Raw genomic sequence first — 22077 nt, forward strand, 5'->3', positions numbered from 1 at the left:
TGTGGATGGGGGCAGAGAAGTCAACACCCTATTTTTGGGACATGTCAGCAGGGCTGTTTGAGGGCGGTTAGAAACCAACCGATTTCCAACAACTTTTGGACTTAGCCTCTAAAAGGCTACGCAAGTTTTCAATCTCTTCCGTTAATGCGACGAAGTGAGAACTGTAGCGCCCCTTTGGCTCATAGAGAATTGACACGTCCCTCAACCTAAGAGCTCTTTGGTAGCTCATTGCCAACGAGACTACCGTCGCCATCGCCTGAACAACGTCTTCAGAGATATTGGTTTGGTTATCTAAGTAGGCTTTCAGACGCGGGGTTGCCAGCGTTTCATCCAGGGTTTGTTTATAGGCTGGCTCAACTGAGTTGCTCACAACTAGGTATGCCACGGTTTGCCACCCCTCCCCGTAGCGAGCAAGGTTTGACAGCTCCTCGTCCAAAAGAACTTTTGCCAAGCGTGCGGCACGGCGTCGATGACGTCCACGAATATAAGACTCGCTTACAACGACCCCAGCGCAACGCACGTACCAACTGCAGTTGCCACAGCGCTCACAGCAGACCAATCCACTCTCCACCCCCCCGTCGCCTCAAACACGGCCATCACCTCCTAGAGTTACTTGAAGCAATCGCTCCGGGCACGAGGGAAAAATAGCCTGCGAAACATAATCAAAGGCAGCTCAGCAATCACCCTCCAAAAAACAGTTTCCCCTTGGGAGACTCAAGCCCTATTCCACGTGCCACTTCACTGTGTCACTTTGGTCTAAAAGGGTCTGACAGGCCCCCTCGCATGGGGAAGCAGCCAACCGGATCAGGTAGGGAACCAAGCCGCCTTAAGCTCCAACAGACCTCAGTACCAAATTTCAGCGCAGCAGTATCCACAAAAATGCCTGAGAGCTTCAGCCTCACCCAAACCACTGCAGATCACAGCTCCGCACAGGGCATATTCCGCCCACGACAGCTGAGGCACACTACGGACAACAAGTTGTGTGGGCCATGCGAACAATGCCCCACGCTTGGTAGAACTCCCCCTTCCGTGCTCCAAGGAAACATCCCATGCGTATTTTGCTGACGGGTGGCACTGGCCTGATAGGCCGCGCCCTTTGCCAGTACTGGCATGCTCAAGGCCATGAGCTGTGGGTCTTGAGCCGCAGCCCCAGCCAGGTGCCACAGCTGTGCAGCGGCGCTCAAGGCGTGCAGGCCTTCAGCGAGCTACCTCAGACCGCTTTTGATGCCGTCATCAACCTGGCAGGCGCCCCCATTGCCGACCGCCCCTGGACACAGGCGCGGCGCGACATGCTCTGGCGCAGCCGTGTAGACCTCACCCGCACGCTGGTGGACTGGATGCGCCAGCAGAGCACGCCACCACGGGTCTTGATCTCTGGCTCTGCCGCAGGCTGGTATGGCGATGGTGGCGACAAGCTGCTGGATGAAAGCAGCCCCAGCAGCCAGCCAGACTTTGGCAGCCAGCTGTGTGATGCCTGGGAGCAGGAGGCGCACAAAGCCAGCCTGCTCGGTGTACGTGTGGTGCTGCTGCGCATTGCGCCGGTACTGTCTGCCCATGGCGGCATGCTGCAGCGGCTGCTGCCGCTTTACAAAATGGGCTTGGGCGGGCGACTGGGCAGCGGCCAGCAATGGATACCGTGGATACATCTGGATGACCAGGTCCGCATCATTGACAGCTTGCTGCAGCGTGAAGATTGCTCCGGCGTCTTCAATGCCTGCGCCCCGGAGCCCGTGCGCAATATGCAGTTTGCGCAGACGCTGGCCCAGACCTTGCACAGACCAGCGCTGATTCCCACACCCGCCTGGGCATTGCGGTTACTTTTGGGGGAGATGTCTGTACTGCTGCTGGGCGGTCAGCACCTAGCACCTCGCCGCCTGCAGGAGGCTGGTTTTACCTGGCAGTATCCGCAGCTGCAGCAGGCACTCCACAACCTGCTGGCAAGCTAGACAGCAAGCCGCTTTCCGGAATAAGCACTTTTATAAAAATAGCTGCCAGCGCTTGATTCATAAGGTTTTCATATAGAAATATATTTGAAAACACCGTACATCAAGCGCTGGCAGCTATCAGTTATGAAGCCAGATAGGTCTGAATACCACGTGCCGCGCGCACGCCTGTGGCAAAGCAGGCCGTGAGCAGATAGCCGCCTGTGGGCGCTTCCCAGTCAATCATCTCGCCAGCGCAGAACACGCCAGGCAGTGCCTTGCACATCAACTGCTCATCCATGGCCGCCCACATCACACCACCGGCCGTGCTGATGGCTTCATCCATGGGGCGTGCTGCCACCACGGTAATGGGTAGCGCCTTGATGGCATGCGCGAGCTTGGCGGGGTCCTGCATGGATTCCTTGCTCAGCACTTCATACAGCAGCGCCAGCTTGACGCCATCCAGCCCCAGTCGGCCCTTGAGGTGGTTGGACAGGCTGCGCGAGCCACGGGGGTGGCGCACTTCCTGCAGCACCTTGTCGTGCGAGAAGGCGGGCAGCAGATCCAGCTCCAACGTAGCACTGCCCGTGAGCAAGATCTCATCGCGCAGCAAATTGGACAGCGCATAAATCAGGCTACCTTCCACGCCAGTGGCCGTAGCCACAAACTCACCCTTGCGCTCAAAGCTGCGCCCCAGACTGTCCGTAAAGCGAATCGCCACTGACTTGAGCGGCGCGCCTGCATAGCGCTCAGTGAACAGCGCACTCCAGCCCTTGGGCGGCGCAGACTTGCTGCCGATCAACGCCTCAAAGAAAGCGCGGCGGGTGGCCGTTTCTGGCATGGCGGCCGCAGGCTGGCCCACATCAAAGCCGCAGTTGGTGGACTGCAGCGCTGCCACCTGCACACCCTTGGCCTGCAGCAGCGGCACCCAGCTGCCGTCCGAGCCCAGACGTGCCCAGCTGCCGCCGCCCAGCGCCAGCAGCGTAGCCTTGGCCTGCACAGGCTGCACACCGGCAGGCGTTTCCATCAGAAGGTGTTTGGCATCGTCCCAGCCCTTCCACAGATGGCGCATATGGAACACCACGCCTTGCGCACGCAGGCGTGCCAGCCAGGTACGCAGCAGGGGCGCAGCCTTCATCTCCGTGGGGAATACACGGCCCGAGGTACCCACAAAAGTGCCAATACCCAGCCCATCGGCCCAGGCGCGCAGCTGGTCTGCGCCAAAGTCCTGCAGCAGTGGCTGCAGCATGGGCTGCGACTCGCCATAGCGCTCAACAAAGCGCTCAAAGGCTTCAGAGTGCGTCAGGTTCAGACCGCCCTTGCCTGCCAGCAGGAACTTGCGCCCCACCGATGCCTTGCCGTCAAACACGTGCACGGACACACCCTGTGCAGACAGCTGCTCGGCAGCCATCAGCCCGGCCGGGCCAGCTCCGACGATGGCAACCTCACACTGCAATGGTGGCAGAACGGCAACAGACATACTCAAACCCTGAACTTTCAACAAATAACAACGACGCAGAACGCCAAAGGGCGTGCAGCATACCGCCAGACGCAAGGCCCATGCTGCCTCCAGACCATGTGCAGGAGGCACCCCCCTTTGCAAAGCATTGTCAGCAGCTATGGCAGACATAGGAACACCCCCAGCCCTTAACCGGAATCCGGACTTTGGTTTCTGTCACAATTGATGCAGTTTTCGCGTGCGGCAGCTGCCGTGCGCAACACACGACATAGACCCCAATCTCAAGGAAACCTCCCCATGGCAAGCGAACTCATCAAGCATGTCACCGACGCCAGCTTTGAAGCTGACGTGCTGCAGCCCGGCACTACCGTGCTGGTGGACTTCTGGGCCGAATGGTGCGGTCCCTGCAAGATGATTGCGCCCATTCTGGACGACGTCGCCCAGGCTTACGAAGGCAAGATCACCATTGCCAAGATGAATGTGGATGAAAACCGCGAAATCCCTGCCAAGTTCGGCATCCGCGGCATTCCTACGCTGATGGTGTTCAAGAACGGCGAGCTGGTAGCCACCAAGGTGGGCGCCATGGCCAAGCCTCAGCTGACGGCTTTCATCGACCAGCAAATCGCCTAATCGGCATGGCCGGAGCCTGCGCACTGCAGCTCCGGCCTCCTGCATTCAGACCCTCAACACCCTGCTTTTCTTTCTCACAAGATCAGCGCAAATTGCCCCACTGTCAGGACGCGTGCAATTTGTTTTCTTTTCCTGTCATAATCGACGCCTGATCACGGCCCAATGCATGGGCGTCCGCTCCTGATCATCTTGGCAAGCCATCGACGTACTGCGCTTCCCGCCGAATACTCTGGCATTCGCCACCTCCCCAGATTTCTTTGAAACTCCGCTAGGAGTAACTCCAGATGCACCTTAACGAACTCAAGGCACTGCACGTGTCTGAAGTGTTGAAGCAGGCCGAAGAATTAGGCATTGAAAATACCGGCCGCATGCGCAAACAGGAATTGATGTTTGCCATCATCAAAAAGCGCGCTAAGGCTGGTGAACAAGTATTTGCTGACGGCGTGCTGGAAATCCTGCCCGACGGCTTCGGCTTTCTGCGCAGCCCCGACACCAGCTTCACCGCAAGCACCGACGACATCTACATCTCCCCCAGCCAGGTGCGCCGCTTCAACCTGCACACCGGCGACATGATCGAAGGTGAAGTGCGCACGCCCAAGGATGGCGAGCGCTACTTTGCCCTGACCAAGCTGGACAAGGTCAACGGCAACTCTCCTGAATCGAACAAGCACAAGGTGATGTTCGAGAACTTGACGCCGCTGTTCCCCAAGGAACAGATGAAGCTCGAGCGCGAGATCAAGTCCGAAGAGAACATCACCGGCCGCATCATCGACATCATCGCCCCTATCGGTCGTGGTCAGCGCGCGCTGATCGTTGCCCCTCCCAAGAGCGGCAAGACCATGATGATGCAGCACATTGCCCACGCCATCACGGCCAACAACCCCGACGTGCACCTGATGGTGCTGCTGGTGGACGAGCGCCCTGAAGAAGTGACGGAAATGCAGCGTTCGGTGCGCGGTGAAATCATTGCCTCGACCTTCGACGAACCTGCCACCCGCCACGTCCACGTGGCCGAGATGGTGATCGAGCGCGCCAAGCGCCTGGTCGAGCTGAAGAAAGACGTGGTCATCCTGCTGGACTCCATCACCCGTCTGGCCCGTGCCTACAACAACGTCGTGCCTTCGTCGGGCAAGGTGCTGTCTGGTGGTGTGGACTCCAACGCTCTGCATCGCCCCAAGCGCTTCTTTGGCGCAGCGCGCAATGTGGAAGAAGGCGGCTCGCTGACCATCATCGCCACCGCACTGGTCGACACTGGTTCGCGCATGGACGAAGTGATCTTTGAAGAATTCAAGGGCACCGGTAACTGCGAAATCCACCTCAGCCGCCGTCTGTACGAAAAGCGCGTCTTCCCTGCGATCGAGCTGTCCAAGTCGGGCACCCGCCGCGAAGAACTGCTGCTGCCGCCCGAAGTGCTGCAAAAGACCCGTATCCTGCGTCAATTCATGTACAACATGGACGAAATTGAGGCCATGGAGCTGATGATGAAGAACATGAAGCAGACCAAGAACAATGTCGAGTTCTTCGACATGATGCGTCGCGGCGGCTAATCCATCCGTCTGCTGTGCAGACAATTGGCCCCTCAAGCTATAATGAGGGGCTTTTTTCTGCGGTAAGTATGTGGGATTTATTTGAAGCAATGGTTGCTTCAGGTCCGATACGGCTGCCGCACTTGCTAAAGGAAGATTATGAAAGAAGGCATCCACCCCGATTACCGCGAAGTTCTGTTCGTGGACATGTCCAACGGTTTCAAGTTCGTGACACGTTCCTGCGTGCCCAGCAAGGAAACTGAGACTTTCGAAGGTAAGGAATATCCTCTGTTCAAGCTGGATACCACTTCTGAATCTCACCCCTTCTACACTGGCACTCAAAAGTCGGTGGACAACATGGGCGGCCGTGTGGAGCGCTTCCGCAACCGCTTCGGCAAGAAGTAATTTTTTTGCTTCCCCGCCAAAAGGCAGCCCGGGCAACCAGGCTGCCTTTTTTTCTTGCCTCCTGCGCACAGCGCGCATGCACCCAGCGACTGCACACTCGCAGCAGTCATGGCATGCTTGGCATCTCTATCAGCTTTTAGCCTTTGTGTCGGCGGTGCGGCCCGTGCAGCACTGCCGCTTGTTGTTATCCATGAATCCGCCATCACCCGCCATCGTCGCCCAGAACGCCGTCCGCAGCCTGCCCCGCTGGATCATGCTGCTGCTGTGCGCTACTTACATACTTGCTGGTTTCGTTGGCCGGGAGCCGTGGCGTGATGTGGATATTGCAGCGTTTGGCTACATGCAGGCCATGGCGCAAGGGGAATCCGCCTGGACCACGCCCTTGCTGGACGGGCTGACACCTGAAAACCCAGGCCTGCTGCAGTACTGGCTGGGTGCCTGGGCGCTCAAGCTGCTGCCAGCGGCCATGCCGCCCGATCTGGTCGTGCGCCTGCCTTTCATGCTGCTGCTGGTGCTGGCCTTGCTGTGCACATGGCGCGCCGTCTTCAGCCTGGCACGCACACCCGGCGCGCAGCCTGTGGCCTTTGCGTTTGGCGGCGAAGCCTCCCCCACAGACTATGCCCGTGCACTGGCCGATGGTGGCCTGCTGGCTCTGCTCGCCTGCCTGGGGCTGGCGCAGTTTTCACACGAAACCAGCCACACACTGACGCAGCTCAGCGCTGCCTGCGTGGTGTTTTTTGCAGCGGCTTCCATGTGGTGGCAGCCCAGACTGTCAGCCATCGCCGCCATGACGGGAACGCTGGCGCTGGCACTGGCTGGTGCACCTGCCATAGCCATGCTGCTGGGTGCTGGTGCCATGGCCATGGCACTGCTGGTGCGCACGCCCAAGCTGGCACAGCGCTACAGCTGGGCTGCGTGGTGGGCACTGTCCATGGCTGTGGCAGCGGCTGCGGCCTGGGCACTAGGGCTGTGGGAGTACCGCCTGATCAACCCCTGGCAGCAGGGCAAGGACTGGCAGAGCATGGCACGTCTGCTGATCTGGTTCAGCTGGCCCACCTGGCCCCTGGCACTGTGGGCACTATGGTGCTGGCGCAGGCAGCTGCAGCACCCCACACGCAACCCGCATATCGCCTGGCCGCTGTGGATGTGGCTGATTGCACTGCTGTGCACACTGTTCACCGCAGAAGGCGACCGTGCGCTGATTCTGTCGCTGCCCGCTGCAGCCACACTGGCAGCATTTGCGTTGCCCACCTTCAAGCGCAGCCTGGGCGCACTGATTGACTGGCTGACACTGTTTTTCTTCACCGTTTCGGCCATCACTATCTGGGTGGTGTGGATTTCGGTACAGACCGGCTTTCCCGCCAAGCCTGCCGCCAACGTGCAGCGCCTGGCCATTGGCTTTGAACCTTCGTTTGCCCTGTTCCCCTTCCTGGTGGCCGTAGCGGCAACCGCTGCCTGGCTGCTGCTGGTGGCATGGCGCACCCGCCGCCACCGCGCTGCCATCTGGAAGAGCCTGGCCGTGCCCGCAGGCGGCACGGTGCTGGGCTGGGTGCTGCTCATGACACTGTGGCTGCCCATGCTGGACTATGGCCGCAGCTATGGCCCGCACATTCAGGCACTGCGCCAGCACATTCCAGCGGATGTGCGCTGCATGCAGACCCTGGGCTTTGACCCGGCACTGACTACAGCCATGCGCCACTACACGGACTGGGAGCTGCAACGTGCAGACCAGGGCGAGGTAACCGCCCAGCGCTGTGAATGGCTGATTGCCACACCAATGGCCTGGTCGGCACTGCCTGCCGAGCAGACGCAGGACTGGCTGCTGCAAGCCCGTGTCATGCGCCCCACCGACCGCCACGACTATCTGATGGTGCTGCGCCGCAAGCCCTGAACGGGCAAGGATTTTTTCCATCATGCATGAACTTGCCACCATTGCGCGGCATGCTGGCACGGTGCTGGCGGGGCAACTGGCCATCATGGCCTTTGGCGTGACCGACACCATCGTCGCAGGCCGCTATTCCGCGGATGCACTGGCTGCACTGTCTGTGGCCTCTGCCTTGTTTGTGAGTGTTTACGTATCGCTCATGGGCGTACTGCAGGCGCTGCTGCCCATCTGGGCCGAACAGCACGGACGCGGCGAGACGGCCGCCATTGGCGCATCGTTTCGCCAGTCCCTGTACCTGGCGCTGGGCTTTACGCTGCTGGGCATGGTGATTCTGGTGTTCCCAGACCCCATCCTGAACTGGACCGAAGTGCCAGAGAGCATGCAGGGCGATGTGCGCACTTACCTCATCATCGTGGGCTGGGCCTTGCCTTCGGCCATGTTCTTTCGCCTCTACACCACACTCAATCAGGCGCTGGGCCGCCCACAGCTGGTGACCTGGCTGCAGGTCGGTGCACTGGTGCTGAAAGTGCCGCTGTCTATCTGGTTTACCTTTGGCGGCTGGGGCCTGGAGCCACAGGGCGCAGCAGGCTGTGCCTGGGCTACGCTGCTGGTGGACTATGCGATTGCCATCGTCGCCATCGTGCTGATGCGCTACCAGAAGCTCTATGCGCCGCTGCAGCTGTGGCAGCGCATGGAAGCGCCAGACTTCAGGCGTCTGGCCGCATTCTTGCGACTGGGCGTGCCGGCTGGTTTGTCGATTCTGGTGGAAGTGACGTCCTTCACTCTGGTCGCCCTGTTTGTGGCGCGGCAAGGCGCACTGTCTGCAGCCAGCCACCAGATTGCCGCCAATCTGGCTGCCGTGTGCTACATGGTGCCGCTGTCCCTGGGCATTGCCATCAGCGCCCGGGTGAGCTGGTGGCGTGGCACCGGCAATGAGGCACAGGCGCAGAAGCTGGCATGGATGGGGCTGAAGATTGCGGCCGCCAGCGGCCTGGTACTCTCCGGCACGCTGCTGCTGGCACGCGAAGCCCTGCCCCAGATCTATACGGCAGACCCTGGCGTGGTGGCACTGACTTCGGCCCTGCTGCTGTGGGTGGCGCTCTACCACGCGTCTGACAGCATCCAGTGCGTATGCATCTTTTTGCTGCGCTGCTGGCGTGTGACCGTGGCCCCGCTGATTGTCTATTGCAGCCTGCTGTGGGGCGGTGGTCTGGCTGGCGGCTACTGGCTTGCTTACAAAAATGAAGCAACTAGCGCACTCTGGTCAACGAATCCAACACCTTTCTGGATTGGAAGTGGCGTATCACTTGCGCTGGTAGCTATTATTTTTATTTATCTCATGCGCCGCGTGCTGCTGGCACACCGACATTGAGCCACAAAAAAACGGCTGCATGATGCAGCCGTTTTCGTTCATGCGTTCATGCACTTAAGCAGCCTGAGCCCTGCGCAGGCGCTGCGCCGGAAACACAGCGCTGAAGGTTGCCCCCTGCCCCAGCTGGCTGTGCACTTCCAGCTTGGCTCCATGGCGCTGCAGCGCATGCTTGACGATGGCCAGCCCCAGGCCCGTGCCGCCCGTATCGCGTGAACGGCTGCGGTCCACACGGTAAAAGCGCTCCGTGAGCCGGTGGATGTGCGCTGCATCAATGCCCGGGCCAGAGTCCTTGACCGAAAAGCGTGCGCTGCCATCGGGCAATACGTCCCATTGCACCTGCACATGGCCACCTGCTGGTGTGTAGCGCAAGGCATTGCTGATGAGGTTGGAAAAGGCACTGAGGATTTCTGCCTGCATACCTGCAATCTGCAGCTCCATGCCCGCATCCCCCTCCTGCGGAAAGGCCAGCACGTGAGGGTTCTGGCTGCTTTTGGTCAGCACCTTGGACAGTGCCTGCGCCTCCACCTCGCACTGGCGCATGAGGTGGGCCACAGGCACCCAGTCTTCATAGCCCGGCAAGGGGCTGCCTTCCAGGCGTGAGAGCATGAGCAAGTCCTGCACCAGGTTCTGCATGCGCCCGGCCTGCTGCGCCATCAGGTGCAGGTAGTGCTTGCGCTCTTCTTCGCTCAGCACCAGTGTCTGCAGGGTTTCGACGAAGCCCACCAGCACCGTCAGCGGCGTGCGAATTTCGTGCGAGACGTTGGCCACAAAGTCGCGCCGCATGGCATCCGCCTGCTCCAGCTGGGTGATGTCTCGCGCCAGCATCAGATAGCGGCCATCGCCATAGGGGTAGATGTGCACCGACAGGCGCACGGGGCGCGAAGCCGAGCTTTCACGCCCCTGCATGACGATGGGGTTGGCAAAGTCCTGACCAGACCAGTAGCTGCTGAACGCAGGGTCTCGCACCAGATTGCCTATAGCCTGTCCCAGATCGCGCTGGGCTTCAAAGCCGAAGTGGCGTTCTGCCATCTGGTTACACCATTCAATGTGGCCACGTGCATCCAGCAGCACCAGGCCATTGGGGCTGGCCTGCAGGGCATCCAGAATGTCTGAGACACGCTGCTCGGCAGACGCTACGGCCTGCTCTCGCTGACGCACAGCACGGCGCACATAGGTGCTGACCATGGACCAGCTGCCACGCAGGCCACTGGCAGCAGACAGCTCACCGGCCATCAGCCAGCGGCGCAGGCGCTGCACCTGCCACTGGTCCCACAGCAGGCTCAGCCATGCAGCCAGCAAGACACCGCCTGCAGCACCCCATGGGCCAAACACCCAGAACCCCAGCCCCGCCAGTGCAGCCTGCACCAGCAGCAAGATCAGCCACCGCAACAGCATGATGGGCTCCGTCTTTATGCCTGGTGCGTGCCAGCGCTCAGGCGGTAGCCTGCACCACGCACGGTTTCCACCATCTTGCCGGCTTCACCCAGTGCTTCACGCAGGCGCTTGATGTGTACATCCACCGTGCGCTCCTCGATAAACACCTGATCGCCCCAGACCTTGTCCAGCAGCTGTCCACGGCTGTGCACACGCTCGGGGTGGCGCATGAGGTGGCTGAGCAGCTTGAACTCCGTCGGCCCCAGCTTGAGCAGCGCCTCACGGTAGCTCACGCGATGGGTGTTGGCATCCAGCACCAGATCTCCCACCTGAATGCGCTGCACGTGCTGTTCTGGCTGGCGGCGGCGCAGCACAGCGCGAATGCGCGCCAGCAGCTCCTGGGTAGAAAACGGCTTGGTGACATAGTCGTCCGCACCCGCGTCCAGCCCGGCAATCTTGTCCGGCTCATCACCACGCGCGGTCAGCATGATGATGGGCACCTGCTTGCTGCGTGCATCAGCACGCCACTTGCGCGCCAGGTTCAGGCCACTGGAGCCGCCAGGCAGCATCCAGTCCAGCAAGATCACGTCGGGCAGCGAGGCATCGAGCTCACGCTGCGCACTGACCCCATCCTCCGCCCAGACCGGCGTAAAGCCGTTGTGACGCAGATTCACCGCAATCAGTTCTGCGATGGCGGGCTCGTCTTCCACAATCAGTACCTGTGGCAATTTATTCATCTTGGCTGGCCCTCAACGCACGGCGGATTCAATGGCTTCCATGGACTGGTGGCGAATGTCCTTGCCCTCCACCAGATAGATGATGAGCTCGGCCACATTCTTGGAATGGTCACCGATGCGCTCAATGGCCTTGGCCAGGAACAGCAGGTCCAGACTGGCCGAGATCTTGCGGGGATCTTCCATCATGTAGGTGATGAGCTTGCGCACAAAGCCATCAAACTCTTCGTCGATCAGATCGTCTTCCTTCAGAATGGCCAGCGCCGCCTTGGTGTCCAGACGCGCCAGCGCATCCAGCGCTTTGCGCAGCATGGCAGAGGCCATTTCTGCAGCCACGCGCAGCTCACTGGAAGGCAGCGCACGCGCCGCACCGCTTTCGATGATGGACTGCACCATGCGTGCGATCTTATGCGCTTCATCGCCCATGCGCTCCAGATTCGCCGTGACCTTGGAAAAAGCCATCAGCATGCGCAGGTCCCGCGCCGTGGGCTGGCGGCGGCCAATGATGGAGGCGATCTCATAGTCGATCTCCACCTCCATGGCGTTCACGCGCTCTTCCATGCCGGAGACCTGCTCCACAGCTTCCAGGTTGAACTGTGTCAAGGAATAAACGGCTTGGCTGATCTGGCGCTCCACCAGACCGCCCAGTTCCATCACCCGCGAGGAGATGCGGTTGAGTTCGCTGTCAAATTGGGTAGATAAGTGTTTGTCGGACATGACAGTCTCCTTGTGGCTCAACCAAAGCGGCCCGTAATGTAGTCCTCAGTTTCACGACGCTGAGGCTTAAAGAACATCTGCTCGGTCTCACCGAACTCCATCAGATCCCCCAGGTACATATAGGCCGTGTAGTCGCTGCAGCGCGCGGCCTGCTGCATGTTGTGCGTGACGATGACTACGGTGTAGTCGTTCTTCAGCTCGGCAATCAGCTCCTCGATTTTCGCCGTGGAAATCGGGTCCAGCGCGGAGCAGGGCTCGTCGAGCAGCAAAACTTCGGGCTTGATGGCAATGCCACGTGCAATGCACAGGCGCTGCTGCTGACCACCCGAGAGACTGGCGCCGCTCTGGTGCAGCTTGTCCTTGACCTCTCCCCACAGCGCGGCCTTGCGCAGTGCCCACTCCACACGCTCGTCCATGTCCGCGGCGTCGAGACTCTCGAACAGCTTCACGCCAAAGGCAATGTTGTCGTAGATGGACATGGGAAACGGCGTGGGCTTCTGGAACACCATGCCCACCTTGGCGCGGATCAGCGCCACGTCCTGCCTGCTGGTCAGCAGATCTTCACCATCGAGCAGAATCTGCCCCGTCGCGCGCTGCTCGGGGTAGAGCTCATACATGCGGTTGAAGGTGCGCAGCAGCGTGGACTTGCCACAGCCAGAGGGGCCGATAAAGGCCGTAACCTTGTGCTCCGGAATATCGAGGTTGATGTTCTTCAGCGCGTGGAACTTGCCGTAGTAGAAGTTCAGGTTGCGCACTGACAGCTTGGCAGTTCCGGTAATAGGCGCCACGGCTGCGGATGTCGTAGTGGTTGCGATAGACATCTTGAAATCCTTGCAATCTTTTATTTCTGGCGCGTCAGCACACGTGCCAGGATGTTCAGGCCCAACACGGCCAGGGTAATCAGGAAGACACCAGCCCATGCCAGATGCTGCCAGTTCTCATAGGGGCTCATGGCGAACTTGAAGATGGTCACTGGCAAGCTGGCCATAGGCTTGGAAAGGTCGGCATTCCAGAACTGGTTGTTCAGGGCTGTAAACAGCAGCGGAGCGGTCTCACCCGCAATACGCGCCACAGCCAGCAGCACACCGGTAATCACCCCGGCACGCGCTGCGCGCAAGGTGATGAGCATGATGACCTTCCACTTCGGGGTTCCCAGGGCATAGGCCGCTTCGCGCAGCGCCGAGGGCACCAGCGTGAGCATGTTTTCTGTGGTGCGAATGACGACCGGAATCACGATCAAGGCCAGCGCCACAATGCCTGCGTAGGCAGAAAAGCTCTTGAAGCGCGCCACCACCATGGCATAGACAAACAAGCCGATGATGATGGAAGGGGCCGACAGCAAGATGTCATTCACAAAGCGCGTGGTGCTGGCCAGCCAGCTGCGCCTGTCATATTCCGCCAGATAAACACCCGCCATGATGCCAATGGGTGTGCCCACAAACGTAGCCAGCGCCACCATGACCAGCGAACCAAAGATCGCATTGGCCAGGCCGCCGGCTTCGTTGGGTGGAGGTGTCATCTCGCTGAACAGCGTCAGGCTCAGCCCCCCAATGCCCAGACGTATCGTCTCCCACAGAATCCAGATCAGCCAGAACACGCCAAAAGCCATGGCCATCATGGCCAGCGTCAGCGCAATCTGGTTCACCCGCTTGCGGCGGGCAAAGTGCGCCTGGCGCTGTGCCTGCAGCGCATGGGTCTGCAGCAAAGATTCACTGGACGTACTCATACTCGCGCTCCTTCATGCTTTTGCAGGCGACTCAGCAATACCTTGGACAGTGCCAGCACCACAAAGGTAATAAAGAACAGTGCCAGGCCCAGGTAGATCAGCGATGCCTGGTGCAGCCCCTCACCCGCTTCCGCAAATTCGTTGGCCAGCGCCGAGGTAATGCTGTTGGCCGCATCAAACAGCGACAGCGAATTGAGCTGGTTCATATTGCCGATCACAAAGGTCACTGCCATGGTCTCGCCCAGCGCGCGCCCCAGTCCCAGCATGATGCCGCCCAGCACACCAGCCTTGGTGTATGGCAGCACCACCTTCCACACCACTTCCCAGGTCGTCGCACCCAGGCCATAGGCAGACTCCTTGAGCAGCGCGGGCGTGACCTCGAACACATCACGCATCACCGATGCGATGAAGGGAATGATCATGATGGCCAGGATGATGCCGGCCGACAAAATGCCAATGCCCACAGGCGGGCCAGACACCAGCGCACCCAGATAAGGCACGCCATCAAACAGCTCCTGCAGCGGAACCTGCACATAGGTGGCCAGCACCGGGCCAAACACCATCAGACCCCACATGCCGTAGACGATGGAGGGCACCGCCGCCAGCAGCTCAATGGCCGTGCCCAGCGGGCGACGCAGCCAGCCCGGCGCCAGTTCGGTCAGGAACAGTGCAATGCCAAAGCTCACCGGCACAGCAATGACCAGCGCAATCAGCGAAGTCATCAAAGTGCCATAAATCATGACCAGGCCACCGTATTGGTTTTGTACGGGGTCCCATTCGGTGCGCAGGAAAAAGCCCAGCCCGTATTCACGGATGGCCGGCCAGGCACCGCTGAACAAGGAGCCCATGATGGCCAGCAACAGGCCTAGCGTCACCAGCGCTGCAATCTTGGCGGTCCAGGCAAACAGGCGGTCCGCAAAGCTGGCAGAAATCCATGCGCTGCGACTTGGAGGTCGAGTGCCAGCAGTGGCACCTTTGGTCTTGGCAGAAGCTGCGGCCCCTGCAGAAGAAGTGGTTGAGGACACGGAAAGTCACCTCGGAACAAATAACGACGTCTGCCAGACACAGAGCGACTGTGTCCGGCAGGTCAAAACGTCAAAAAAGTGGCTTATTTCCAGGACACAGGCTGACCGGATGCATCCTTGATCTCACCCCAGGCCTTGAAAACTTGCTCCTTGACCGAGTCTGGCATAGGCACATAGTCCAGGCCGCTCGCAGTTACATCGCCATTTTTGTAGGCCCAGTCAAAGAACTTCAGCGCTGTCGCTGCCTGCGCAGGCTTTTCCTGCTGCTTGTGCATCAGGATAAAGGTGGCGCTGGTGATCGGCCAGGCGTCAGCACCGGGCTGATTGGTCAGAATCTGGTAGAAGCTCTTGCTCCAGTCTGCACCGGCAGCGGCTGCCTTGAAAGTCGACTCGCTAGGCGCCACAAACTTGCCTTCGCTGTTTTGCAGCAGGGCATAGGTCAGCTTGTTCTGCTTGACATAGGCATATTCCACGTAGCCGATGGAGTTCGCCAGGCGACCCACAAACGCAGCCACGCCTTCATTGCCCTTGCCGCCTGCGCCGGTAGGCCAGTTGACCGCCTTGCCTTCACCGACTTTTTCCTTCCACTCGCCATTGACCTTGCTCAGGTAGTTGGTAAAGCCAAAGGTCGTGCCAGAGCCATCCGCGCGGCGCACGGGAGAAATCTTGGCATCAGGCAGGTTCACACCGGGGTTGAGCGCCGTGATGGCGGGGTCGTTCCACTTGGTGATCTTGCCGAGGTAGATGTCACCCAGCACCTGACCGTTGAGCTTGAGCTCACCTGGCTGGATACCCTTGATGTTCACCACAGGCACGATGCCGCCGATCACTGTGGGGAACTGCACCAGGCCCTTGGCCTGCAGATCTGCGTCTTTCAGGGGCTCATCCGAAGCACCGAAGTCCACGGTCTTGGCTTCAATCTGCTTGATGCCTGCGCTGGAGCCCACCGACTGGTAGTTAATCTTCACACCAGTGGCCTTGTTGTAGTCGGCTGCCCACTTGGAATACAGAGGTGCGGGGAAACTGGCACCAGCACCAGTGGCTTCCTGCGCCGCTGCCACATTGAACAGACCACCCGACACCAAGGCACCGGTGACCAAAACACGCATCATGGACATTTTCATCCTCACACCTCTTTTGCTTGCAGACCTTGTGCAGATCCAGGTTGAATAAAGCTCGATGGAGTGAATGTAAAAACGCTGTGTGACATGTCTGTGACATGCAAAATTTCCGCAATTTTTGTCAAAAAACAACGTCAGACTGCTTTCATACCAACGTCACATTCCTCACTTATCCTGCCTGCCCTGCTTCTCTACCGGGCAAAGCGTGCCTGACATGCGCACAGCCAGCGGAGGCTGCTAAGCTGCGCACTTTGCATTGCGCCGCGATCCGCGATCCATTTCTTCCTCACATGAACCATGCGATCACCCTCGCTGCCGTCGACCTGGGCTCCAACAGCTTCCGCCTCGAAATTGGCAGCTATGAACACCACCAAATTCACCGCGTGGAATACCTCAAGGAAACCGTACGTCAGGGCAATGGGCTGGATGCTCAGCGCAACCTGACGCAGGAATCCATGGAACGTGGCTGGGCCTGCCTGGCACGCTTTGGCGAACGCCTGCGCGGCTTTGACCCCCAGCATGTACGCGCTGTTGCCACCCAGACCCTGCGCGAAGCACGCAACCGCGATGTCTTTATTGACAAAGGTAGCGAGCTGCTGGGCTTTCCCATCGAAGTCATCGCCGGTGAAGAAGAAGCTGCACTGATCTACCGCGGCGTCGTCAGCCAGCTGCCTGCGACCGACGAGCGCCGCCTGGTCATCGACATCGGTGGGCGCTCCACCGAATTTGTGCTGGGCCAGGGCAGCGTGGCGCAATCCGTTGCCTCCTACCGCATTGGCAGCGTGGCCTGGACTTCACGCTATTTCCCGCAGGGGCAGCTCAGCGCGCAGGCTTTTCAGACTGCAGAGATCGCAGCGCGTGCCGTGCTCGATGAAGTGCTGGACAGCTTCCAGCTCGGCAGCTGGGATGTGGCCTATGCCTCCGCAGGCACGGCCAATGCCGTGGGTGACACGCTGGCAGCGCACGGCCATGGCGAAGGCATCATCACCCGCGCCGGCCTGGACTGGCTGCAGCAGCAGCTGCTGCGCTTTGGTCATGTAGACCGCATCAAGCTCGATGGCCTCAAGGAAGACCGCCGCCCCGTAGTGGCTGGTGGCCTGAGCGTGCTGCGTGCCGTGTTTGACTTGCTGGGTCTGGACCACATGCAGGTCGCCCAGGGCGCGCTGCGCATGGGCGTCCTCTACGGCATGGTCGATGAAAGCTATGCCGGCGATGTGCACACCGCCAGCGTGCTGGGTCTGATGGAGCGCTTTGGCGTGAACCACGTACACGCCCGCCATGTGGCAGAGACCGCCCAGCAGCTGTGGCTGCAACTGCACCCACAGGATGAGGCCGCCCCTGCCGCACTGGCCTGGGCCGGTCTGCTGCATGAGGTGGGCTGCCGTATCTCCCGCAGCGACTACCACCGCCACAGTGCCTATGTGCTGGAACACTGCAATGCGGCTGGCTTTTCCGCCACCGAACTCAAGCACCTGGCGCAACTGGTGCTGGGCCACCGCGGCAAGCTCAAGAAGATGGAAGCCTTTATGCACAACACCGAGCATGCCCTGCAGCTGCTGTGCCTGCGCCTGGCTGCCGTGCTGTGCAATACGCGCCGCGCCCCGGACATGCAGGGCGTGCAACTGCTGCGCCAGGGCAAACTGCTGCTGCTGCAGACCCCTGATGGCTGGAGCCAGCGCTTTCCGCTCAGCGCCCAGCTGCTGCAGGACGAAGCCGAAGCCGTCGCCAAGAGCGACTGGGTGCTGCAGGTTCAGCACACGGTATAGGCCTCATAGCCCCATAAAAATAAGAGCGGCTAGCGCTTGTATATCAAAGCTTTCAGATACTTTTATATCTGAAACCTTGATAAATACAGCGCTAGTCGCTTAGTTTTTCATAGTACCTGCCACATGCATGGCGGCATGCCACACTCATACGCCGTAATACTGCATCAGTGCCCCCTGGGCACCATGGCCTGTCTGCGGACGCGGTGCACACTGGTAGCTGCCATCGGGCTGCTGCATCCAGGCATCGCGGTCATCGTGCAGATAGGCCACCAGGCACTCATCAATCACGCGCTGGCGCAGCACAGGCTCTTCCACCGGCCAGGCCAGCTCGACACGGCGCGTCATATTGCGGCGCATCCAGTCCGCGCTGGAGAGGTAGACATGCTCCTGTGTATCTCCCCAGGCGAAATAGAACACCCGCGAGTGCTCCAGAAAGCGCCCAATGATGGAGCGCACCCGGATATTGTCACTGACACCCGGCAGCTGCGGCGGCAGCATGCAGGCGCCGCGCACAATCAGGTCAATCTGCACGCCCGCCTGCCCAGCTTCGGCCAGTGCCTGCATCAGCACCTCATCCGTCATGGCATTGGACTTGATGACCACACGTGCATATTCGCCCTTGCGTGCCGCCTGGGCACAGCTGCGCAGATGCGCGAGCATGGTGGACTGCAAGGCAAACGGCGCCATCACCAGTTTCTCCAGCCGTGGCTTCACATTAGGGCTGGCCAGGTGACGGAAAACGGCGTCCATATCTGCCGTCAACACCTCGTTGCAGGTCAGATAGCTCAGGTCGGTATACAGCCGTGCGGTCTTGGGGTTGTAATTGCCAGTGGACAGATGCCCGTAACGGCGCAAACCGCGGCCTTCACGGCGGGTGATCAACAGCATCTTGGCATGGGTCTTGAGCCCCACCACGCCATAGACCACCTGCGCGCCTACGGCCTGCAGTGCATCGGCCCAGTTGATGTTGGCCTCTTCATCAAAGCGCGCCTTGAGCTCCACCACAGCCATGACTTCCTTGCCCAGGCGCACAGCTTCGGCCAGCAAGGCCATCAGCTCAGACTCGGCGCCCGTGCGGTAAATCGTCTGCTTGATGGCCACCACGCGCGGGTCGTGCACGGCTTCGCGCAGCAGCTGCAGCACAGCGTCAAACTGCTCAAAAGGCTGGTGAATCAGCACATCTTTTTTGCGCATCTGCTCCATGACGCTGCGCCCATGCTGCAGCTGCCGGGGCCAGCTGGCCTGCCAGGCAGGAAACAGCATGCCCGGGTCGTTGACCAGATCAATCAGCTCGGCCAGTCGCACCAGATTCACCGGCCCATTCACACAGAACATGGCTTCACGCGGCAGCTCAAACTCCTGCAGCAGTGTCTCCAGCAAAAAGTCGGAGCAGCCACTGCTCACCTCCAGCCGCACGGCCTGACCAAACTGGCGGTGCACCAGCTCCTCGCGCAGGGCCGTGCGCAGGTCGTCCACCTCATCCTCTTCGACTGACAGCTCGGTATTGCGCGTCACGCGAAACTGCGCCGTTTCCACCACCTCGCGGCCATCAAACAGCTCCGAGACATGGGCGCGCACCATGCTCGACAAACTCACAAACAGCCGGCGCTTGCCCGAAATGCTGGCGGGCAGCTGCACCAGCCGCGGCAGTGCACGCGGGAGCTTGACGATGGCCACCGCATTCGTGCGCCCAAAAGCATCACCGCCCTTGAGGCGCACCACCATATTCAGCGACTTGTTTGCTACCTGCGGGAATGGATGGGCCGGGTCGAGCGCCACTGGCACCAGCAGCGGTTTGACCTCACGCACAAAGTACTTGTAGACCCAGGCACGCTGCGCAGCCGTGCGCTCCTTGTGCGAGACAATGCGAATGCCCCGCGCACGCAAGGCAGGCACCAGCGCTTGGTTGAACAAGGCATATTGCCGGGCCACCATCTGCTGGGCCTTGGCCAGCAAAGCCTTGCCGGTGCAGGCACCTGCGGCGTTGTCCGTGCGCTGGCGCAAAGCCGCAATATGCGGCAGCGAGCGCACTTCAAAAAACTCATCCAGGTTGGACGAAACAATGCTCAGATAGCGTAGGCGCTCCAGCAGGGGCACATCCTCACGCGCCACCCAGTGCAGCACACGCTCATTAAAACCAAGAATACAGGCATCGCGCTCCAGCAGGGGCAGTCCCGCGGAAAGGGCATCTTCTGGCATCTGCAGTGCAGGCTCTACAGAGGTGCCTGGCAGCATACCAACCATGGAGGGAGCGCCTCCCAAATGCTGTACAGGTAATAAATGACTAGGTTCAGTGTGAGCAGACATGTAAAAAAAGCGGGCCGCCTTCGAAGCGCTGGCCGCCAGTATCTTTCAAATCAATGACAAAACAGTGACAGGACAATCTTGACTTTGCCATATCTGCAGGCCCTGACAGTGGTAATCTGCGCACCGTTTTTTCTGCTTCCATCATGAGCCCTCATTCCCCACTGGCGAGCATCGACATCGGCTCCAACAGCATCCTGCTGCTGGTCGGCCGTATGCACCAAGGCAAACTCCAGATTCAGCGCCAGCGCAAAGAAACCATCCGCCTGGGCGGCGCACTTGATGCACAGGGGCAGCTTGAAGCCGCGGCCATGGAACGCGGCCTGCAATGCCTGCGCCGCTATGCCGAGCTGATCCGTGACATTCCCAACTCACACCGCCGCGCCGTAGCCACCCAGACGCTGCGCGAAGCCAGCAACCGCGATACCTTTTTGCAGGCCGCCAGTGAAATTTTGCAGTGCCGGGTGGAACTCATCTCCGGGGAACAGGAAGCACGCTGGATCTACCAGGGCGTCACCGCCCTGTTGCCAGAGCAGCCTGAACAGCGGCTGGTCATCGATATCGGCGGGCGCTCCACCGAAATCTGCGTGGGCGAAGGCCATACCCTGCACAGCGCCGCATCCTATGCGGTGGGCAGCGTCGCCTGGGCGCAGCGTTTTTTCCCGAATGGCAGCCTGGCTGCCAGCGATTTTGCACAGGCCATACAGGCAGCCCAGCAGGTGCTGCAACCTGCGCTGGAGCAGCTGCGCACGCATGCCTGGCAGCAGGTCTATGGCTCATCAGGCACAGCAGGTGCCATCAGCAAAGCCCTGCATCACATGGGTGAGCCTCCTGGCCTGATCACCCGCCCCGCCTTGCTGCAGCTGCAGCAGCAACTGGCACAGGCCAGCCATATCGACCGTCTGCCTCTGGCGGGTCTGCGCGATGACATCAAACCCGTCATCGGCGGCGGTGTGAGCCTCATGTGCGCCGTGTTTCAGCTCTTTGGCATTGAGCAGCTGCGCGTCACCCAAGGCTCTCTGCGCCATGGTCTGCTGCTGAGCACGGCGCAGGAACTATCGCTTATTTGAGCAGTGCCAGCTCTTCGGCGCTCAGCCAACGCCACTCGCCGGGCTTCATATCCGCAGGCAGCTGCAGACCGCCAATCTTCCAGCGGTGCAGCCCTTCCACACGGTTACTCACCGCCGCAATCATGCGCTTGACCTGGTGGTACTTGCCTTCGGTCAGCGTCAGATCCAGCACGCATTCCGACACCATCTCACAGGCCGCAGCCTTCACAGGCTTGGGATCGTCATCAAGCACCACACCGGCCAGCAGCTTGTCCACCATGGCTTGCGTCACAGGGTGCTTGGTCGTCACACGGTACACCTTGGCCACATGCTTTTTGGGCGAACTCATGCGGTGGATGAACTGACCGTCATCGCTGAGCAGCAGCAAGCCCGTGGTGTCCTGGTCCAGGCGGCCCACAGCCTGCAGTCCCTGTACCGCGCCCTTGTTCGGACGCTGGCGCAGCGGCGCTGGCAGCAGCGTATAGATGCTGGGGTAGGCCGAGGGCTTTTGCGAGCACTCCGTGCCCGCAGGCTTGTACAGCAGCGCATAGCCTTTCTCATGGTATTCCCAGTCCACGCCCTGCACGCGAAAGCGCAGGCCTTCAGGCTCGTATTCCGCCGTAGAGTCGGTCACACGCACCGGCTGGTCTGCCCCATCTTCATAGACCTCTACCCAGCCCTGCTGTACCAGGCCAGAACACACGCGGCGAATGCCAAAACCTTGCGAATAAAGAATGTCTTGCAACTGCATCGCTATCCCCTTAGCCGCAGGCTGCGGCTGTAAAAAGCAGAGCGGCTATCGCCCGCCAGTAAAAGCTTTTAGATATCTTTGATAGTGAAACACAAGCACATCAAGCGCTGGCAGCTATCAATTTATTTTTATTCTGACAAAAACAAAACCCCCTGCCTCTTTCGGAGGTCAGGGGGTGTTGCGCTTGTAAGAGCCTGGCGATGACCTACTTTCACACGGGAATCCGCACTATCATCGGCGCAAAGTCGTTTCACGGTCCTGTTCGGGATGGGAAGGAGTGGGGCCAACTTGCTATGGTCACCAGGCATAAA

The 22077-nt window shown here is 60.1% G+C and carries 20 protein-coding genes and 1 rRNA gene; 8 read left to right on the forward strand and 13 right to left on the reverse strand.

Features of this window, described 5'->3' with window-relative positions:
• Window positions 1-67 precede the first annotated feature (67 nt).
• Entirely contained in the window at window positions 68-451 is a 384-nt protein-coding gene (locus tag F7P80_RS07210; RefSeq protein WP_151043641.1) for a hypothetical protein, read from the reverse strand.
• Window positions 452-1049: 598 nt separating this feature from the next.
• Here F7P80_RS07210 and F7P80_RS07215 point away from each other — a divergent pair.
• Complete coding sequence (locus F7P80_RS07215) at window positions 1050-1946, forward strand: TIGR01777 family oxidoreductase (RefSeq protein ID WP_077344525.1); 897 nt, start codon at window positions 1050-1052, stop codon at window positions 1944-1946.
• Window positions 1947-2067: 121 nt separating this feature from the next.
• Here F7P80_RS07215 and F7P80_RS07220 read toward each other — a convergent pair whose 3' ends face one another.
• Window positions 2068-3402, reverse strand: coding sequence for a TIGR03862 family flavoprotein (locus tag F7P80_RS07220; protein ID WP_151043643.1), 1335 nt, complete (start codon window positions 3400-3402; stop codon window positions 2068-2070).
• Between the two features lie 276 nt (window positions 3403-3678).
• Between F7P80_RS07220 and trxA the strand changes: the two genes are divergently transcribed.
• The 5 genes from trxA to F7P80_RS07245 all read left to right on the forward strand — a co-directional run bounded on the left by trxA (window position 3679) and on the right by F7P80_RS07245 (window position 9199).
• Window positions 3679-4011 (forward strand): thioredoxin TrxA, encoded by a 333-nt coding sequence (trxA, locus tag F7P80_RS07225; RefSeq protein WP_054065449.1) that lies wholly within the window; start codon window positions 3679-3681, stop codon window positions 4009-4011.
• Window positions 4012-4295: 284 nt separating this feature from the next.
• The gene (gene rho, locus F7P80_RS07230) at window positions 4296-5558 is read left to right on the forward strand and encodes a transcription termination factor Rho (protein WP_054065450.1); all 1263 of its coding nucleotides are present in this window, start codon (window positions 4296-4298) and stop codon (window positions 5556-5558) included.
• Between the two features lie 138 nt (window positions 5559-5696).
• Window positions 5697-5942 (forward strand): type B 50S ribosomal protein L31, encoded by a 246-nt coding sequence (locus F7P80_RS07235; protein ID WP_054065451.1) that lies wholly within the window; start codon window positions 5697-5699, stop codon window positions 5940-5942.
• Between the two features lie 190 nt (window positions 5943-6132).
• The gene (locus F7P80_RS07240) at window positions 6133-7833 is read left to right on the forward strand and encodes a hypothetical protein (protein WP_151043645.1); all 1701 of its coding nucleotides are present in this window, start codon (window positions 6133-6135) and stop codon (window positions 7831-7833) included.
• Window positions 7834-7855: 22 nt separating this feature from the next.
• The gene (locus F7P80_RS07245) at window positions 7856-9199 is read left to right on the forward strand and encodes an MATE family efflux transporter (protein WP_054065453.1); all 1344 of its coding nucleotides are present in this window, start codon (window positions 7856-7858) and stop codon (window positions 9197-9199) included.
• A 54-nt stretch (window positions 9200-9253) separates the two neighbouring features.
• Here the strand turns inward: F7P80_RS07245 and phoR are convergent, their stop codons facing one another.
• From phoR to pstS, 7 genes are all read right to left on the reverse strand, one after another.
• On the reverse strand, window positions 9254-10594 hold the full coding sequence (gene phoR, locus F7P80_RS07250; protein WP_151043647.1) for a phosphate regulon sensor histidine kinase PhoR: 1341 nt from the start codon (window positions 10592-10594) through the stop codon (window positions 9254-9256).
• Between the two features lie 14 nt (window positions 10595-10608).
• Window positions 10609-11310 (reverse strand): phosphate regulon transcriptional regulator PhoB, encoded by a 702-nt coding sequence (phoB, locus tag F7P80_RS07255; RefSeq protein WP_054065455.1) that lies wholly within the window; start codon window positions 11308-11310, stop codon window positions 10609-10611.
• Between the two features lie 12 nt (window positions 11311-11322).
• A complete protein-coding gene (gene phoU / locus F7P80_RS07260) occupies window positions 11323-12024 on the reverse strand; it encodes a phosphate signaling complex protein PhoU (protein WP_054065463.1) in 702 nt (233 codons plus the stop codon).
• Window positions 12025-12041: 17 nt separating this feature from the next.
• Window positions 12042-12845: a phosphate ABC transporter ATP-binding protein PstB gene (gene pstB, locus F7P80_RS07265; protein WP_054065456.1), complete on the reverse strand. Its 804-nt coding sequence runs from the start codon at window positions 12843-12845 to the stop codon at window positions 12042-12044.
• Window positions 12846-12865: 20 nt separating this feature from the next.
• Window positions 12866-13750 carry a phosphate ABC transporter permease PstA gene (pstA, locus tag F7P80_RS07270; RefSeq protein WP_054065457.1) on the reverse strand — a complete coding sequence of 295 codons (885 nt, stop codon included), beginning with the start codon at window positions 13748-13750 and terminating at the stop codon, window positions 12866-12868.
• Complete coding sequence (pstC, locus tag F7P80_RS07275; RefSeq protein ID WP_054065464.1) at window positions 13747-14682, reverse strand: phosphate ABC transporter permease subunit PstC; 936 nt, start codon at window positions 14680-14682, stop codon at window positions 13747-13749. The genes pstA and pstC overlap by 4 nt, the downstream gene beginning before the upstream one ends.
• A 176-nt stretch (window positions 14683-14858) precedes the next feature.
• Window positions 14859-15899: a phosphate ABC transporter substrate-binding protein PstS gene (gene pstS / locus F7P80_RS07280; RefSeq protein ID WP_151043649.1), complete on the reverse strand. Its 1041-nt coding sequence runs from the start codon at window positions 15897-15899 to the stop codon at window positions 14859-14861.
• A gap of 287 nt (window positions 15900-16186) precedes the next feature.
• Between pstS and F7P80_RS07285 the strand changes: the two genes are divergently transcribed.
• Complete coding sequence (locus F7P80_RS07285; RefSeq protein ID WP_151043651.1) at window positions 16187-17662, forward strand: Ppx/GppA phosphatase family protein; 1476 nt, start codon at window positions 16187-16189, stop codon at window positions 17660-17662.
• 144 nt (window positions 17663-17806) lie between these two features.
• On the opposite strand, the gene ppk1 is transcribed toward F7P80_RS07285, so the two are convergent.
• Together ppk1 and F7P80_RS16745 are read right to left on the reverse strand one after the other, a co-directional pair.
• The gene (gene ppk1, locus F7P80_RS07290) at window positions 17807-19897 is read right to left on the reverse strand and encodes a polyphosphate kinase 1 (RefSeq protein ID WP_428840858.1); all 2091 of its coding nucleotides are present in this window, start codon (window positions 19895-19897) and stop codon (window positions 17807-17809) included.
• A 55-nt stretch (window positions 19898-19952) separates the two neighbouring features.
• Complete coding sequence (locus F7P80_RS16745; RefSeq protein WP_162777369.1) at window positions 19953-20114, reverse strand: hypothetical protein; 162 nt, start codon at window positions 20112-20114, stop codon at window positions 19953-19955.
• On the opposite strand from F7P80_RS16745, the gene F7P80_RS07295 reads away from it, so the two are divergent.
• Window positions 20113-21036: a Ppx/GppA phosphatase family protein gene (locus tag F7P80_RS07295; RefSeq protein WP_151043655.1), complete on the forward strand. Its 924-nt coding sequence runs from the start codon at window positions 20113-20115 to the stop codon at window positions 21034-21036. The two genes, F7P80_RS16745 and F7P80_RS07295, sit on opposite strands and share 2 nt — an antisense overlap.
• On the opposite strand, the gene F7P80_RS07300 is transcribed toward F7P80_RS07295, so the two are convergent.
• Window positions 21029-21766, reverse strand: a complete 738-nt coding sequence (locus F7P80_RS07300; RefSeq protein WP_054065462.1) for a 16S rRNA pseudouridine(516) synthase — start codon at window positions 21764-21766, stop codon at window positions 21029-21031. The genes F7P80_RS07295 and F7P80_RS07300 overlap by 8 nt on opposite strands.
• A gap of 192 nt (window positions 21767-21958) precedes the next feature.
• Window positions 21959-22071: ribosomal RNA gene (rrf, locus tag F7P80_RS07305) — 5S ribosomal RNA — on the reverse strand.
• Window positions 22072-22077: the final 6 nt, after the last annotated feature.

This window comes from Comamonas kerstersii, assembly GCF_008801935.1.
Taxonomy (GTDB): Bacteria; Pseudomonadota; Gammaproteobacteria; order Burkholderiales; family Burkholderiaceae_C; genus Comamonas; species Comamonas kerstersii.